18 protein-coding genes are annotated in these 17,030 nt (G+C 32.7%); 3 read left to right on the top strand and 15 right to left on the bottom strand.

Annotated features, from left to right (window positions below; all coding sequences use genetic code 11):
• Positions 1 to 4: 4 nt before the first annotated feature.
• The 12 genes from ACN0WI_RS01000 to ACN0WI_RS01055 all read right to left on the bottom strand — a co-directional run bounded on the left by ACN0WI_RS01000 (position 5) and on the right by ACN0WI_RS01055 (position 10,305).
• Positions 5 to 733, bottom strand: a complete 729-nt coding sequence (locus tag ACN0WI_RS01000) for a hypothetical protein (RefSeq protein WP_417884737.1) — start codon at positions 731 to 733, stop codon at positions 5 to 7.
• A gap of 53 nt (positions 734 to 786) precedes the next feature.
• The gene (hflX, locus tag ACN0WI_RS01005) at positions 787 to 2,007 is read right to left on the bottom strand and encodes a GTPase HflX (protein ID WP_417884738.1); all 1,221 of its coding nucleotides are present in this window, start codon (positions 2,005 to 2,007) and stop codon (positions 787 to 789) included.
• 127 nt (positions 2,008 to 2,134) lie between these two features.
• Positions 2,135 to 3,028 (bottom strand): DUF3078 domain-containing protein, encoded by an 894-nt coding sequence (locus ACN0WI_RS01010; protein WP_417884739.1) that lies wholly within the window; start codon positions 3,026 to 3,028, stop codon positions 2,135 to 2,137.
• 1 nt (position 3,029) lies between these two features.
• The gene (locus ACN0WI_RS01015; protein ID WP_417884741.1) at positions 3,030 to 3,542 is read right to left on the bottom strand and encodes a DUF2480 family protein; all 513 of its coding nucleotides are present in this window, start codon (positions 3,540 to 3,542) and stop codon (positions 3,030 to 3,032) included.
• 14 nt (positions 3,543 to 3,556) lie between these two features.
• Positions 3,557 to 3,880 (bottom strand): SUF system Fe-S cluster assembly protein, encoded by a 324-nt coding sequence (locus tag ACN0WI_RS01020; RefSeq protein WP_417884742.1) that lies wholly within the window; start codon positions 3,878 to 3,880, stop codon positions 3,557 to 3,559.
• Positions 3,881 to 3,882: 2 nt separating this feature from the next.
• Complete coding sequence (locus ACN0WI_RS01025; protein WP_417885093.1) at positions 3,883 to 4,260, bottom strand: SufE family protein; 378 nt, start codon at positions 4,258 to 4,260, stop codon at positions 3,883 to 3,885.
• A gap of 361 nt (positions 4,261 to 4,621) precedes the next feature.
• Complete coding sequence (locus ACN0WI_RS01030) at positions 4,622 to 5,860, bottom strand: aminotransferase class V-fold PLP-dependent enzyme (RefSeq protein ID WP_417884743.1); 1,239 nt, start codon at positions 5,858 to 5,860, stop codon at positions 4,622 to 4,624.
• 28 nt (positions 5,861 to 5,888) lie between these two features.
• Complete coding sequence (gene sufD, locus ACN0WI_RS01035) at positions 5,889 to 7,202, bottom strand: Fe-S cluster assembly protein SufD (protein ID WP_417884744.1); 1,314 nt, start codon at positions 7,200 to 7,202, stop codon at positions 5,889 to 5,891.
• 74 nt (positions 7,203 to 7,276) lie between these two features.
• Complete coding sequence (sufC, locus tag ACN0WI_RS01040) at positions 7,277 to 8,029, bottom strand: Fe-S cluster assembly ATPase SufC (protein WP_417884745.1); 753 nt, start codon at positions 8,027 to 8,029, stop codon at positions 7,277 to 7,279.
• Positions 8,030 to 8,077: 48 nt separating this feature from the next.
• Positions 8,078 to 8,464: a hypothetical protein gene (locus tag ACN0WI_RS01045; protein ID WP_417884746.1), complete on the bottom strand. Its 387-nt coding sequence runs from the start codon at positions 8,462 to 8,464 to the stop codon at positions 8,078 to 8,080.
• A 17-nt stretch (positions 8,465 to 8,481) separates the two neighbouring features.
• The gene (sufB, locus tag ACN0WI_RS01050) at positions 8,482 to 9,927 is read right to left on the bottom strand and encodes a Fe-S cluster assembly protein SufB (protein WP_417884747.1); all 1,446 of its coding nucleotides are present in this window, start codon (positions 9,925 to 9,927) and stop codon (positions 8,482 to 8,484) included.
• A gap of 48 nt (positions 9,928 to 9,975) precedes the next feature.
• Positions 9,976 to 10,305 (bottom strand): HesB/IscA family protein, encoded by a 330-nt coding sequence (locus ACN0WI_RS01055; protein ID WP_417884748.1) that lies wholly within the window; start codon positions 10,303 to 10,305, stop codon positions 9,976 to 9,978.
• Between the two features lie 286 nt (positions 10,306 to 10,591).
• Between ACN0WI_RS01055 and thiL the strand changes: the two genes are divergently transcribed.
• Complete coding sequence (gene thiL, locus ACN0WI_RS01060) at positions 10,592 to 11,653, top strand: thiamine-phosphate kinase (protein WP_417884749.1); 1,062 nt, start codon at positions 10,592 to 10,594, stop codon at positions 11,651 to 11,653.
• Here thiL and ACN0WI_RS01065 read toward each other — a convergent pair.
• The 3 genes from ACN0WI_RS01065 to ACN0WI_RS01075 all read right to left on the bottom strand — a co-directional run bounded on the left by ACN0WI_RS01065 (position 11,650) and on the right by ACN0WI_RS01075 (position 14,136).
• On the bottom strand, positions 11,650 to 11,907 hold the full coding sequence (locus ACN0WI_RS01065) for a DUF1660 family phage protein (protein WP_417884750.1): 258 nt from the start codon (positions 11,905 to 11,907) through the stop codon (positions 11,650 to 11,652). The genes thiL and ACN0WI_RS01065 overlap by 4 nt on opposite strands.
• A gap of 96 nt (positions 11,908 to 12,003) precedes the next feature.
• Entirely contained in the window at positions 12,004 to 12,774 is a 771-nt protein-coding gene (locus ACN0WI_RS01070; RefSeq protein ID WP_417884751.1) for an alpha/beta fold hydrolase, read from the bottom strand.
• Positions 12,775 to 12,837: 63 nt separating this feature from the next.
• Positions 12,838 to 14,136, bottom strand: a complete 1,299-nt coding sequence (locus ACN0WI_RS01075) for an aminopeptidase P N-terminal domain-containing protein (RefSeq protein ID WP_417884752.1) — start codon at positions 14,134 to 14,136, stop codon at positions 12,838 to 12,840.
• A 290-nt stretch (positions 14,137 to 14,426) separates the two neighbouring features.
• Here ACN0WI_RS01075 and asnB point away from each other — a divergent pair, with 290 nt between their 5' ends.
• Together asnB and ACN0WI_RS01085 are read left to right on the top strand one after the other, a co-directional pair.
• Positions 14,427 to 16,109 carry an asparagine synthase B gene (gene asnB, locus ACN0WI_RS01080; protein ID WP_417884753.1) on the top strand — a complete coding sequence of 561 codons (1,683 nt, stop codon included), beginning with the start codon at positions 14,427 to 14,429 and terminating at the stop codon, positions 16,107 to 16,109.
• Positions 16,110 to 16,359: 250 nt separating this feature from the next.
• A complete protein-coding gene (locus tag ACN0WI_RS01085; protein ID WP_417884754.1) occupies positions 16,360 to 17,022 on the top strand; it encodes a succinate dehydrogenase cytochrome b subunit in 663 nt (220 codons plus the stop codon).
• Positions 17,023 to 17,030: the final 8 nt, after the last annotated feature.

A 17,030-nucleotide genomic window follows, 5' to 3' on the forward strand; every position in this document is an offset into this window, starting at 1 on the left:
AGTATTATTCTCGAAGACTTTTTTTGAAACGATAAGGTTCCCAAATTTCATAAAGCGGTTTTCCTTCAGAGCTTGTTCCTCGATGATACCATTGTCCATTATCCAATTCATATTCAAAAGAAAGGCTAGCCCCAACCATAATTTCATCTCTAGAGAACACTTCGATATTTTCAAGATATACATCATATTGCGCGTAGGAAGAACCTGCTCCACATGCTATAAATTTTCCGTTTTCCGGATTAAATGTTACCCACTGAAATTTTTCACCACTTATAATTTTAAGGCAAGTTTGATTTTTAGGTAAATCGAAAGTAACTTTTCCGTTTTCTTTATTTCCTTTTAAAACCCATAAACCACTTAGCTTATTTTTTGCTGAACTAATACGAAGCCAAGTTGAAGATTGATTTCCAGCTTTTAATTGCAAGGTATCGTTAGTTGTTGAAATTTTAAATTTTTTGGAAGTATGAATTAGATTTTCTTCTGAGGTATTAAAATCATACTCTTCAGAGTACGTTGAAGCATCTACAGTATATCGGCCTCCTTTAGCATCGCTAAATTTATAATCTCCTTCTTTACTAGATTCCATAAAGTAACCATCTTCATAAATGCGAATACAACTACTTCCTGATAGAGGTTTATTATTTTTCTGAATAAGCTCCCAAGATCCATCTATGTTTTGGCAAAAACTAGCTTGGCTAATACTAAAAACGAGTACTAAAAAAAATATCTTCATCACGTAATGGTTAACGCGATGAAGATACTAATATTCTAAAGTTTTCAGAAAGATTATTTTTCTTCTCCGTATTTATCGTATTCCGGGTAAAGGAAATTATTGTAAGGAAAACGGGTAACGTGTATTTTACGTACTTCTTCGTATACTTTCTTACGGAAGTCTTCCATGTTTTCTTTTTCTAAAGCAGAAATAAACAAAACATTTTCACCTAAACGGTTCATCCAAGTTTCTTTCCATTCCTGTAGTGTATAATGAGCTTTAGTTTTTTCGGTAACCAAATCGTCTTCTTCAATCTCTTCCGGAATATATTGATCGATTTTATTAAAAACCATCACAATTTTTTTATCCGACTTATCAATTTCGCTTAAAATCTGATTAACCGATTCGATATGCTCTTCAAAATTAGGATGAGAAATATCGACTACATGAAGCAGTAAATCGGCTTCCCGAACTTCATCTAAAGTAGATTTAAACGATTCTACTAATTGAGTTGGTAGTTTTCTAATAAACCCTACGGTATCAGAAAGTAAAAACGGTAAATTTCGAATCACAACTTTACGAACTGTTGTGTCCAAAGTTGCAAATAATTTATTTTCAGCAAAAACTTCACTTTTACTAATGGTATTCATTAGCGTAGATTTACCAACATTGGTATATCCTACTAAAGCAACTCGAATTAGCTGGCCACGATTACCTCTTTGTACCGCCATTTGCTTGTCGATAGTTACCAATTTCTTTTTTAGTAGCGAAATTTTATCGCGTACTATACGTCGGTCAGTTTCAATTTCAGTTTCCCCTGGTCCGCGCATCCCGATACCACCACGTTGTCTTTCTAAGTGAGTCCACATACCTGTTAAGCGTGGTAATAAATACTCGTATTGAGCAAGTTCTACCTGAGTTCTGGCATAACTGGTTTGTGCTCGTTGTGCAAAAATATCTAGAATAAGGTTGGTTCTATCTAAAACTTTACACTTTAGGATTTTTTCTATATTTTTTTGTTGAGCAGGAGAAAGTTCATCATCAAAAATAGCTGTTCCAATTTCATGTTCAACTACATAATCTTTTACTTCATCCATTTTTCCGGTTCCTATAAAAGTTTTAGGATTCGGAATATCCATTTTCTGTGAAAAACGTTTGGCAACTTCACCTCCGGCTGTATAGGTAAGGAATTCTAATTCATCTAAGTATTCCTTTAACTTATCTTCTGGCTGGTCTTTGGTAACAATACCAATCAAAACAGCTTTCTCGTAACTTAAATCCGTTTTTTCAATCATAATTACAAATGTACATAATAGATTATTATTGGATTTTTTAGTGGCAAATTTTTAAGAAAATATTCTTTAAAAAAAGCCTATAATTATAAATTACAGGCTTTCCAAAATCCAATTTTTAAATTAGGTTTTAAAAATTATAATTAAAACCAAGTCCGAATACTTCTCTTACCTGAAAAGCTTTTACGGCATTATCGTCGTAAATGGTCTGAAAGATGAAGTTAGTAGATAGTAAATCGTTAATCTTCATCTTAATATTCATCGTGTAATTAATGTCTACATTTTGTACATCTTCTAAATAGTTAGAGTATAGGTTTAAAATGTTTTCCATTTTTACATTTTCAATAAGATCGAATTTCGCATAGCCTGAAATAGAAGCACCAAGTTCTAATCGAGTGCTTTTTCCTGCATCAACTCCAAAATAATCGCCATCTACATATTCTGGTGCAGATGTGAAATCTGAGTCTACTAAAATTAATTTTCCGGTTGCCGGAGCAAAGTTCACATATAAGTTCTCGCTCTTTTTCCAAAGTATACCAGGACCAAATTGTAAATATGCAGGAGATATAAAATGTGTTCTTTCTGTTCGAATGCTTTCTCCTGTTTCGGTATCTTCACTGTATTTGTATCCTTTAGTAATTTGGGTTCTAAAATTTATAAAGAATGAATAAAACCAATTAGATTCTTTTATTTGCTTACCTGCAACAGAATTGTATTCAAGCCGGTCACTAGTTTTTTGCGCAAACTTACTGTCCTTTTGTTTCGTTAAACCATAATCTACCATAATTTTATTATCCCAAGTAAAATCATCTTTTAAATAATTAAAATCGTAGTTTACAATTAAATTACCGGCAATGTTTGATGTTCCTCCGCCCGTCCATTCTGCATTAAAAGCTGACTGATTAAAAAGTAATTGAAGATTTCCTTCTGTTGTCCAACCTTGCTTTTGTTTATTAGTTTCCTCTTTTTGAGCATGTACAGAAATTGAAGCCAAAATCAATAATCCGAGTAAGATTTTTTTCATGTTAGTTAGTCTTTTTTTTGTACAATGGGACTGAAGAACAGGCTTCGCCATACATTATACTTTTTGCAATTGGTTGTAGTTTATTAATTAAAAGAATATATGCATTTTCAGGTACAGGTTTATTAGAACAACCTTTAACAATAACGGGTTTGTCTTTTAAGTTTGAAAGTTCTAAATTTTGAATTACTTCGGTGTAAATAATCGTTTCTAAATCTTTTAAACTCCCGCTAATTACTTTTTTGGCATAAGGCTGTAAATAAGTAGCCAATAGCATGTAAGCCCAAGCTGGAATAATAGCCTCGGTACTGCAATTTAAAGCTACAAAACAGTCTTGGTATTGGCTCCAATCGTGTTTTTTAGCTTCTTCTCTAAAGACTTTTTCGCGCAATACAAAACCTTCTAATAACCAAGTAGAAATATCGAAACTTACTCTTTTACCTTCGGGATAATACTCTTCTAAATTAAAAGTAATTAGTTTACTGTTTGCAACTCTGTTAATAATTTCGTCTGCCATTTACCTAATACTTATTATAGTAAACCTAACTCTAGTTTAGCTGATTCACTCATTAGATCTTGAGTCCATGGTGGGTCAAAAGTTATTTCAACTTCACAATCTTCAACGCTATCTAACGATTTTACTTTCTCTTCAACCTCTTGAGGTAAACTTTCTGCTACTGGGCAATTAGGAGTAGTTAGTGTCATTAAAATTTTTACATCATAATCGGTACTAACCATTACGTCATAAATAAGTCCTAGCTCATAAATGTCTACAGGAATTTCAGGATCGTAAATAGTTTTAAGCACTTTTACAATTTTTTCTCCTAATTCTTCTGTATTTATTTCTTGTCCCATTATTAATCTAATTGAGTTTGGTATGCAATAGCATACATTTTTAATTGCTTAATCATGCTTACCAAGCCATTAGCTCGGGTAGGCGATAAGTGTTCTTTTAAACCAATTTCATCTATAAAATCAGTGTTTGACTCTAAAATATCTGATGGATGTTGGTTTGAGAATACACGAATAAGTATAGCTACAATTCCCTTGGTGATAATGGCATCACTATCTGCAGTAAACAGAAGTTTATTCCCTTTTAATTCAGCATGAACCCAAACTTTACTTTGGCAACCTCTAATTAAATTTTCATCAATTTTATATTTCTCGTTTATTAGAGGTAACGATTTCCCGAGCTCTATCATGTATTCGTATCGTTGCATCCAATCTTCAAACATTGAAAATTCATCGATTATCTCTGCTTGTTCTTCTTGTATAGATTTACTCACTTTTTCTTATTTTTATAGGGTTTGTAAAAACCTTAATTAATTCTACTATTTAGTTTAGTAGGTTTATAGCGCCAAACTTACTAAACTTCACTCGAATTTTTTAGTAACAAACTGAGCCTCTTATTTTTTAAATTTAGGAATAGCTCGTAACAGTTTTACTAAAGGAGCAACAAAGATACTATTCCTTAAAAAATCAAAAATAAGAATTGATTATTTAACCGATTGATTTTGAAAATTTGAGATTTATTTAACGTTTTAAGATTCTGCTATAAATGGCAAAAAAAACGCTTATATGAATTTTGAAAATGAATTATGACAGCATATTTTTTGCCTTAATTACTCCTTCTATAAAGATATCTATTTCTTTTTTTGTATTATAGAAAGAAAAAGAAGCACGAACTGTACCTGGTATATTATAGAAATCCATTATAGGTTGAGCACAATGATGGCCGGTTCTTACTGCTATTCCAAGTTTATCTAAAATAGTTCCCATGTCGTAAGGATGTAATCCCTCTAAATTGAATGAAATTACGGATGCTTTTTGTTTTGAAACACCATAAATAATCATTCCTTCTATTTCCGAAAGTTTTTGAGTAGCATATTTTAGTAACTCTTCTTCGTATGCTGCAATATTTTCGAATCCTATGGAATTCATATAATCTAATGCAGCTCCAAAAGCAATTCCTCCACAAATATTAGGTGTTCCAGCTTCAAATTTATGAGGTAATTCAGCGTAAGTAGTTTTTTCGAAAGTTACAGTAGCAATCATTTCTCCACCTCCTTGGTAAGGAGGTAATTTATTTAACCATTTTTCTTTTCCGTATAACATACCAACTCCTGTAGGGCCACACATTTTGTGTGCAGAAGCCACATAAAAATCGGCATCTAATGCTTGAACATCAGCTTTAATATGTGGAGCTGCTTGTGCTCCATCAATTAAAACAGCGGCATCAAATTTATGAGCAGTATCAATTATTTTTTTAATAGGATTAATGGTTCCAAGCGCATTCGATACATGATTTACAAAAACCAATTTTGTTTTTTCTGAAAGTAATTCTTCAAAAGCAGAAACTATTAATTCTCCTTCTTGATTTATTGGGATTACTTTTAAAACGGCTCCTGTTTTTTCAGCCAACATTTGCCAAGGAACAATATTGGAGTGATGTTCTAAGGCAGAAACAATAATTTCATCTCCTTTTTTTAGAATATCAGAGAATCCGTTTGCAACAAGGTTAATGCCATGCGTAGTTCCGGAAGTGAAAATTATTTCATGACTCTTTTCAGCATTAAAGTGCTGCTGAATTTTTAGTCGAGCTTGTTCGTATTTATCGGTTGCTTCTTGTGATAAAGCATGTACGCCACGGTGTATATTTGCATTATAATTAGAATAATAATCGGTAATAGCATCTATCACTGCTTTTGGAGTTTGTGAAGTAGCTGCATTATCGAAATATACTAGCGGATATCCGTTTACTTTTCGTTGAAGAATAGGGAAATCTGCTCGAATAGATTCTATATTATATTTTAAAGCATCCGTGGATGTACTCATATACTAAAAATTATTTTGAAATAGGATATTATAAATTGAATCCTAGTTCTACCCCTAATTTTAAAGCAATTAAGGTGTTAATTCTATTTTTAACTTCTGGTATTTTTACACTTTCTAAAACGTTATTAGCAAATGCATACATTAATAAACCGGTAGCTTCTTTTTTAGGAATTCCTCGAGATTGAAGGTAAAAAAGAGCTTCATCGTCTAACTGTCCAATTGTACAACCATGGCTACAACGAACATCATCAGCAAAAATTTCCAGCTGTGGCTTAGAATTTATGCTTGCTTTATCGTCTACCAAAATATTATTGTTAGACTGATATGCATTGGTTTGTTGCGCTTCTTTTTCTACAATTACTTTCCCATTAAATACTCCGGTAGATCTATCAGAAAAAATACCTTTATAATCTTGGTGACTTTCACAGTTAGGAGTGGTATGATGTACCAAAGTATTATGATCTACATGTTGTTTATCTTCAATAATAGTAACTCCATTTAATGTAGAATCTATACGTTCTCCTTTTTGATAAAAATTTAAATTATTTCTAGTGATGTTACCACCAAAAGAAAATGTATGTACTGAACATAAACTTTCAGATTGTTGTTCGACATAGGTATTATCAATTAAAGAAGCGTTTTTTCTATCATTTTGGATTTTATAATAATCTACAATAGCTCTACGATCTGCAAAAATTTCGGTTACCGAATTGGTTAGAACTGGGTGATCACTAAGACTTTGGTGGCGTTCGATAATTTGTACATGAGAATTTTCATCTACAACTATTAAGTTTCTTGGTTGTAATAATAAAGAAGATTCGTTGCCCGTAGAAAAATTGATAATCTGAATAGGTTTATCAGCCATCACATTCTTATGAATATGAATAAAAGCACCTTCTTTAGTGTATGCTGTATTTAAAGAATTTAAACCATTTTTAGGCGCAATTCTATTAAAATAATTGTCGATTATAGGTTTAAATTTATCTTTATTTAGCGCAGAAGACATTAAGCAAACATCGATTTTATCATGTGTAGTAGTTGATAAATGTGATGAATAAATGCCATCTATAAATACCAAATTATAAGTATCTACATCGTGAATTAGATACTGTTTAATGTGGTTATATTCAATAGCATCTTCTTGTTTTGGGAAAATGCTATAGTTATCTTTTAAGGCTTGGTTTAGTGAGGTATATTTCCACTCTTCTTCTTTTTTAGAAGGAAAGCCAAAATTTTCGAAATCTTTAATGGCCTCACTACGTATTTGGTGAATATCATCAGCTACTTGATATTTCTCATCGAAAGCTAGAAATGATGATACTAATTTATCTTTTAAATCCATTGTTTTCCGTTTATCGGGTTTATTAAAATTCGTTTTGCTGAAAAAAATCAGCGCTTAGTTATTGAATTTTAATATTAAACCGCTTTTTCCTGTTTAACCCAATCGTAACCTCTTTCTTCTAGCTCGTAAGCAAGTTCTTTACCACCTGTTTTTACAATTTTACCATCTATTAAAACGTGTACTACGTCTGGTACAATATAATCTAATAAACGTTGGTAGTGTGTAATAACTAAAACAGCATTATTATCGTTTCTTAATCTATTTACGCCATTAGATACAATTCTAAGTGCATCGATATCTAATCCAGAATCAGTTTCATCCAAAATAGATAATTTAGGCTCTAGCATTGCCATTTGGAATATTTCGTTTCTTTTTTTCTCTCCTCCCGAAAAACCTTCGTTTAAAGAACGAGATAAAAATTTACGATCTATTTCTAATAATTCAGATTTTTCGCGAATTAGCTTAAGCATTTCGTTAGCAGGCATATCTTCTAGACCTTTAGCTTTACGATGAGCATTTATAGCTGTTTTCATAAAGTTAGTCACAGAAACACCTGGTATTTCCACGGGATACTGGAAAGAAAGAAACACGCCTTTATGAGCTCTTTCTTCAGGATTAAGTTCAGAAAGATCTTGATTTTCAAAAATGATTTCTCCTTCCGTTTTTTCAAATTCCTCTCTACCGGCAATTACGGATGATAAAGTACTTTTTCCTGAACCATTAGGCCCCATAATAGCGTGAACTTCACCTGGGTTAATTTCAAGATTAATTCCCTTTAGGATTTCTTTCCCATCTATATTAGCGTGTAAATTTTTTATCTTAAGCATACTTCTATTATCTACATTTATAAGCTGTATAGGCTTATAATAGGGTTTTTAATTTTCTTTTTTTATTTCTGTGCTATCTGCTAAAACAGCAATAATTTTTCGCAATTCTAAATTTTCTTTAATTCCTTTCCTTCTAGGACTTTCTTTAATTTTTCCGCTTACTTTAACCGGAATCATATCGAAATCTTCCTTTTGGTAAGGAGCAACTTTTTTAGCTAAACTTCTACTAAGACTATCTATCTCTACATTGTAAATAAAATCGTCTCCTCGTAAAAGCGCTACATTATTTGCAAAAATAAAGTTTCCCGTTAGCGTAGGGATACTATCTTGTTCGGTTACAGTTCGCACTTTTTTCTGTTTACTAGCTGTATTAGATTCATCTTTGCAGGCTGTAAAGCCTACAAGAATGATTGCGATGAACAAAATATATTTCATTTCCTTTTTATAATTGATTATCCTACAGAACCTTCTAAAGAAATTTCTAGTAGTTTTTGAGCTTCTACAGCAAACTCCATTGGTAATTTATTTAGTACTTCTTTACTGAAGCCATTTACGATTAGTGCAATTGCTTTTTCAGTATCGATACCTCGTTGGTTACAGTAAAAAATTTGATCTTCTCCTATTTTACTAGTTGTTGCTTCATGCTCTATTTTTGCGGTTTTATTTTGAGCTTCTATATATGGGAAGGTATGTGCTCCACATTGGTTACCCATTAATAGCGAATCGCATTGCGAGAAATTACGAGCATTAGTAGCTCTAGGGTTTACTTTAACTAAACCTCTATAGGAGTTTTGTGATTTACCTGCAGAAATACCTTTAGAAATAATAGTACTCTTAGTATTTTTACCTAAGTGTATCATTTTAGTTCCTGTGTCTGCTTGCTGATAGTTATTAGTAACAGCAATAGAATAAAATTCTCCAACCGAATTATCTCCTTTTAATATACAAGAAGGATATTTCCAAGTTACAGCAGATCCTGTTTCAACTTGAGTCCAAGATATTTTTGCATTTTTCTCACACAATCCTCGTTTAGTTACAAAGTTGAAAACACCACCTTTGCCATCTTTTCCGCCTGGAAACCAGTTTTGAACCGTACTGTATTTAATTTCAGCATCATCTAATGCTATAAGCTCTACTACAGCTGCATGTAATTGGTTTTCGTCTCGCATTGGTGCAGTACAACCTTCTAGGTAACTTACGTAACTACTTTCATCGGCAATTACCAGTGTTCTTTCGAATTGTCCGGTTCCTGCTTGATTGATTCTAAAATAGGTAGAAAGCTCCATAGGGCAACGTACTCCTTTAGGAATATAGCAGAAAGAACCATCACTAAATACAGCCGAGTTTAATGCTGCGTAAAAATTATCTTTTTTAGGAACTACTGTACCTAAATATTTTTTAACCAATTCAGGATGTTCTTGAATGGCTTCAGAAATAGAACAGAAAATAATACCTTTCTCAGCCAATGTTTTCTTGAACGTTGTTGCTACTGAAACCGAATCCATCACAACATCTACAGCTACACCTGTAAGCTTTTTTTGTTCATCTATAGAGATTCCTAGCTTTTTAAAAGTATCTAATAGCTCAGGGTCAACTTCGTCTAAACTTTCGTATTTAGGTTTTTTGTTAGGAGCAGAGTAGTAAGAAATATTTTGGAAATTAGGTTTCACATAATGTACGTTAGCCCATTCCGGTTCTTCCATTTTTTCCCAAGCTCTAAAAGCTTCTAATCGCCATTCTGTCATCCATTCCGGCTCATTTTTCTTTTTAGAGATTGCTCTAACTATATCTTCATTTAAACCAATAGGTAATGTGTCAGATTCTATATCTGTATAAAATCCATACTCATACTCCTTGGTTTCGAGTTCTTTTTTTAAATCGTCTTCAGTATATGCCATTTCGTATTGTTCTATGTTTTAGCACCCTGTGAAGGATGTTTTGGAGATTTATAATGAAAAACTTTCTCCGCAGCCACAAGTTCTTTGTGCATTTGGATTATTAAAAACAAAGCCTTTCCCGTTTAATCCACCAGAATATTCTAAAATAGTGCCAGCTAGGTATAAAACACTTTTTTTATCTACAATTACTTTTATACCATTATCTTCAAAAAGCTTATCGTCTTCAGATTTTGATTTGTCAAATTTCAAATCATAAGATAATCCGGAACAACCACCACTTTTTACGCCAACACGCACAAAATCTCGTAAACTATCAAAGCCCTCTTCCGCCATTAGGGCGGTTATCTTGTTTTTTGCGTTTTCATGTACTTTTACCATCGCTTAAAAAGCTTAAATTTATCAGTTTACAAATATACATTAAAAGATACGTTTAACCATATACCTAAAATTTCTTTTACTGATAGGGTAATAAATAAAGCTAATAGTGTCAATTTTTTAACTTATTGAAAATCAGTTGTAAATTATTATTTTTTACTTTTAAGTCCTTTAATTTTAGTATTAATTTAGACTGGTTTAAGGAAAATGTTAATATGATTTTGTAGTTAAATTTTATTTAAAATAGCGTGTTGCTTTATTATTCATTTATTTTGTAAAAAAAATATTGATGTTTGATAATAGCGAAGAGACTCGAACTGGACTTTCTGAACTTGGAGAGTTTGGATTGATAGATCATTTAACAAGACATTTTGCCCCGAAGCATTCCTCAACCATTAAAGCCATTGGAGATGATGCTGCTGTGGTAGACTTTTCCAATAAGCATACACTTATTAGTACCGATATGCTTGTGGAAGGAGTTCATTTCGATTTAGCATACATGCCGCTTAAGCATTTAGGCTATAAATCGGTAATTGTAAACCTTTCCGATATTTATGCAATGAATGCAAAAGCGACGCATATTACCGTTTCGATTGCAGCATCTAATCGTTTTACTGTAGAGGCTTTAGAAGAATTATACGCAGGAATAAAATTAGCAGCAGATGTCTATAATATCGATGTGATAGGAGGCGACACCACTTCTTCTACTTCAGGTTTATTTATTAGTATCTCGGTTTTTGGAGAAGCAGAAAAAGAGGCTGTTGTTTACCGCGATGGTGCCCAAAGTAACGATTTGGTAGTTCTAAGTGGCGATATAGGTGCTGCTTATATGGGCTTGCAAATTCTAGAACGTGAAAAACAAGTTTTTAAAGCCAACCCTAACGCACAACCCGATTTAGAACCATATACCTATTTAATTGAGCGCCAGTTAAAACCAGAAGCACGAAAAGATGTTCCGAAATTATTAAAAGAGCTCGATTTAAAGCCTACTTCTATGATTGATGTAAGCGACGGGCTTTCTTCTGAAATTATACATCTCTGTAAAAACTCAAAAACAGGAGTTAAACTTTACGAAGAAAAAATTCCGTTGGATCCAGCGGTAATTTCAGTGTGCGAAGAGTTTGAACTAGATAGTACCACCATCGCATTAAGTGGGGGTGAAGATTATGAATTACTATTTACTATTTCACAATCTGATTACGATAAAATAAAAGGGAACCCTAATTTTACGGTTATTGGCCATATGACCGAAGAGCATGAAGGCATGCATTTAATTACACGAGCCAATCAGGCTGTAGAATTAATTGCTAGAGGCTGGAACTCTATGGATAAAGAGTCAGAAGAAGCTTAAGAAGCTTTAGCGAATTGTTTACTTTTTCGATTTTTACGACGACGGTGAATTTTAGCAATATAAGCATTGGTTTCTTTAAACTTTCGGGTTAAAGGAGCTAAAAAACCGTTAGCGGTATCTGTAAGTTCTTCGCCACAATGTTTACAGCGATATTCACATACATGATCTGTTACGTTTTTGGTCACTTTTAATTTGTGGCCAAAAATGCGACAGTATAATTTTACAAAAGAAAATTTTTCGGGATCTTTATTCATATAAATGATTGATTTTTAATTTTTTGATGTCATAAAGTTAAAAAACAATGCTAAGAATTCCCAAAAACCATTTAATTTTTTGTTAAATGGAATATTTTAAGCGATAGATTGTAGGAAATTCAGTATAAGTGGTTTGTTTTCAAGATATGATAAATGTCCGTCGGGAAAATTTACAATATGTGAACCGGTGTTTTTAGCAATAGTCGTGGTTTTGGCGACATCGAGTACCGGATCTTGCATACCAATCACTATATATTTTTCTGAAGGATGATTTTTGAAGGCTTCTTTTCTATCTTCTCTGTCTCGCATTCCAAAAATAGCAGCTATAATATTTTCTGCAGGCATTTTTATTGCTTCTGCCTTTAAATCTTGAATTTCAGATTTAAATTTTAAATTGTTTTCTGGAGTTAGCAAATTTGAAATAGCCATGCTCACAAATGCATCTTTATTTTTTTTTACTAAATTAATAGCACGATTTCTATTTTCCTTTTTCTCTTCAGAATCTGCTGAAGGAGTTGAATTTATTAAAGCAACTTTATTAATTTTTTCAGGATATTTTTTCAAAAATTCTGTGCATACATAACCGCCCATCGAGTGTCCGGCAAAATCTGCCTTTTTAATATTTAAATGCAGTAAAACTTGGTTAACTACATCTGCCATTAATTCTATGGAGTGTATAGCGGCAAAATTACCGGTTTTACCATGTCCGGGTAAATCGATACATACAACTTGCCTATTTTTAGCTAATTTTTCTTGAAGATCGTTCCAAATAGAAACCGATTCTAGAAAACCATGCAATAAAATTAAAGGGTTTCCACTTCCTTTATTGGTAAAATGAATACTTGAATTTTCGAATGTTATTTCCATAATTAATAAAAATAAAAAGCCTTATAATAATCGATTTTCGATTATTATAAGGCAAAATTTAGGTTATGAATTCATAATTTCTTCAATCTCTTCTGCTTCAATTGGAATATTTCGCATTAAGTTGAAAGGTTCTCCTTCATTTTGAATCACTACATCATCTTCCAAACGAATTCCGAAACCTTCATCCGGTAAATAAATACCAGGTTCTACGGTAAATACTTGGTTGGCCTTCATAGGTTCAGTTAAAATACCGTAATCGTGGGTATCTAAACCTATATTATGTGCTGTACCATGCATAAAGTATTTTTTATAAGCTGGCCAGTCTGGGTTTTCGTTTTGTATATCTGCTTTATCTAATAAACCAAGACTTAATAATTCAGAAGTCATTAATTTACCTACTTCTTTATGGAAATCTGCCCAAATAGTTCCGGGTACTAACAATTTAGTAGCTTCATTTTTTACATTATTTACCGCATTGTAAACTTGTTTTTGGCGATCGGTAAATTTCCCGGATACAGGGATTGTACGCGTCATATCACTAGAGTAGTTTGCATATTCTGCTCCGGTATCTAATAAAATTAACTCTCCGGCTTTACATTGTTGATTATTTTCTGTGTAGTGAAGTACATTGGCGTTATTGCCACTAGCAATAATTGGTGTGTAAGCAAAACCTTTAGAACGGTTTCTAATCATTTCATGCCAATATTCCGCTTCAATTTCATATTCCCAAACACCTGGTTTTGTAAATTGTAAAACTCTGCGGAACGATTTTTCAGTAATATTACAAGCTTTTTGCATTAAATCTAGCTCGATAGGGTCTTTAACTGAGCGTAAGCGTTGTAAAATAGGATTACTTTTTGCTACTCGGTGAGCTGGGTATTTGTCTTTGCACCATTTTATAAACCGATCGTCTCTAGTTTCGGTTTGAATACTTCCTTGTACGCGATAATGTTCGTTTTTGTTGAAATAAATAGTATCAGCTTGCGCCATAATTTCGAAAAAAACTTTTTCAAAATCTTGAAGCCAATACACCGTTTTTATACCACTAACTTCAAAAGCTTTTTCTTTGGTAAGTTTTTCGCCTTCCCAAACAGCAATGTGCGGATTCGTTTCTGTTAAAAATAAAATTTCTCGGTGTTTCGGTTTTGGAGCATCTGGGAATAATACCAAAATAGCTTCTTCTTGGTCCACACCACTTAAATAAAATAAGTCTCTGTTTTGTTGAAAAGGCATTGTGCTATCTGCACCAATTGGGAAAATATCGTTAGCATTAAAAACAGCTAAACTCTGAGGCATCATCTGAGCCATAAAGTTTTTACGGTTTTTTATAAAAAGGTCTTTGTTTATCTGCTCGTATTTCATAATTAAAAATTCAAAATTTCCCTCAAAGCTATAAAACACCGCTTAGAATAGCTGTTAATCGAAGGCTAATTTTTATCTTTTACTAGTGCAGAATCTTATAAATGATAAGTGCAGGTCTTTTAAAATTACTTCTGAAAAGAAAAAAAGTAAAATTGCATTATGTTATTTTAAATAATAACTCATTTTGCATTATATTGTTTATTGATGTAAGTTAAATGTGTTTATATGCTTTTTTAATGAAATGTTTGGGTGATATTTGTTTCAGAATTAATACTTAAAAATCTAAAACTGTGTGTGGAATTGTTTGTGCATTCGATTTAAAACAAGAGGCTGAAAGTTTACGACCTCAATTATTAGAAATGGCTAAATGTTTACGACATAGAGGGCCAGACTGGAGTGGAATTTATAGTGATGAAAAAGCAATTTTAGCGCATGAGCGTCTTGCAATTGTAGATCCTATTTCCGGTGGACAACCATTATTGTCGGAAGATAAAAAATTAGTACTTGCTGCTAATGGTGAGATTTATAATCATAAAGCTTTACGTGAGCAATGCCCAGACTATAATTTTCAAACAGAATCAGATTGTGAAATAATTCTTGCATTATATAAGCAAAAAGGCGCAAAATTTTTAGATGAATTAAACGGAATTTTTGGTTTTGCGATTTATGATGTAGAAAAAGACGAATATTTAATTGCTCGAGATCATGTTGGAGTTATTCCTCTTTATATAGGTTGGGATCAAAACGGAACGTTCTATGTAGCTTCAGAATTGAAAGCTTTAGAAGGAAAATGTACTAAAATTGAATTATTTCCTCCTGGACATTATTTGTCTAGTACAGAAGAAGGTTTCCAAAAATGGTACGAGCGTGATTGGATGGAATATGATGCTGTGAAAGATAATGAAACTAGTATTGAAGATTTAAAAGAAGCTTTAGAGAAAGCAGTTCACCGTCAATTAATGAGTGATGTTCCTTATGGAGTATTGTTATCAGGTGGGCTAGATTCTTCCATAACTTCAGCAGTAGCAAAATTATATTCTGAAAAACGAATAGAAAGTGATGATAAAGATGCAGCTTGGTGGCCAAGACTACATTCTTTTGCTATTGGATTGGAAGGATCTCCTGATTTAGCTGCTGCAAAAAAAGTAGCCGATCATTTAGATACGGTACATCATGAGATTAAATTTACTATTCAAGAGGGATTAGATGCTATAAAAGATGTAATCTACCACCTAGAAACTTACGATGTAACTACCATACGAGCATCTACTCCTATGTATTTAATGGCAAGAACAATAAAGTCTCTTGGTATTAAAATGGTACTTTCTGGAGAAGGTTCCGATGAAATTTTTGGCGGATACTTATATTTCCATAAAGCACCTAGCGCTAAAGATTTCCATGAGGAAACAGTAAGAAAACTTGATAAATTGCATATGTATGATTGTTTACGAGCTAATAAATCGCTTTGTGCATGGGGAATTGAAGGTCGAGTTCCATTTCTAGATAAAGAATTTATGGATGTGGCAATGCGTTTAAACCCAAAAGATAAAATGATTACTGGGGAGCGTATAGAGAAATGGGTACTTCGTAAAGCTTTTGAAGATTACTTGCCAGAAAGTGTTGCTTGGAGACAGAAAGAGCAATTCTCTGATGGAGTAGGGTATAGCTGGATAGATACTTTGAAAGAAATGGTGGAAGAGGAAGTAAGTGATGAGCAATTGAAAAATGCCCATTTTAAATTCCCAATACAACCGCCATCTAGTAAAGAGGAGTATTATTACCGATCTATTTTTGCAGAACACTTCCCTAGTGATGCTGCTGCAAAATCGGTTCCTTCAGTTCCTTCAGTAGCTTGTAGTACGCCAACTGCGTTAGAGTGGGATGAGTCTTTCAAAAACATGAACGACCCTTCAGGTAGAGCAGTGGCTAATGTACATTCCGATGCCTATAAAAAAGAAGTTACTGTGGAATAAAAAGCCTATGGATAAAATAAAAAAAGCCATTCGATTTAAATCGAATGGCTTTTTTTATTTTAATAATTTACTAAAAAATAAATGCTGTAATTTTCTATTTGATAAAAGATCGGGATTTTTAGCGTTTTTTTTTATAAAATCGACTATTTTATATTAATTCTAAATAGCATTTAAACTACATAAAATGTTTGTAAGAAAAAAGGGATAAAGTTATTTTTGCTAGACAACTTTTTATAAAACTTAAACCAAAATGAGTGGTTTCCTAAATTCAACAATAGCAAGAAAGTTTGCTATGGCTCTTTCAGGACTTTTTTTAGTCTTATTTTTAGCACTTCATGTATTTACCAACTTCACTTCTGTTATAAGCGAAGATTTTTTTAACGAGGCTTCCCATTTCATGGGAACTAATGGCTTAGTCCAGTTTGTACTTCAACCCATATTAATACTAGGGGTTATTTTTCATTTTGTGATGGCTTTCGTCTTAGAGTATAAAAACAATAAGGCAAGATCTGTAAAATATGTTAAATATAGCAAATCAGCTAACACTAGCTGGATGTCTAGAAATATGATTTACACTGGAATAGTGGTATTAGCTTTTCTAGGGCTTCATTTTTATGATTTCTGGTTTCCAGAGATTGCCTATAAATATATTGAAGCTAATCCTGCGGAGCCAACACGCTATTATCATGAATTAGTAGCGAAATTTCAAAACCCGGTTCGAGTGGTGCTTTATGTAATATCTTTTATATTCTTAATGCTTCATTTACTTCATGGGTTTTCTTCATCTTTTCAATCAATGGGATGGAGCAACAAGTATGCAAAAGGATTGAGAGGTTTTACAGTGGCTTATGCTATCATTGTACCTTTAGGGTTTATTTTTGTAGCATTGTTCCATTACTTTAATAATCTATAATACGGAAG

It is taken from the genome of Zunongwangia sp., assembly GCF_048269745.1.
Taxonomy (GTDB): Bacteria; Bacteroidota; Bacteroidia; order Flavobacteriales; family Flavobacteriaceae; genus Zunongwangia.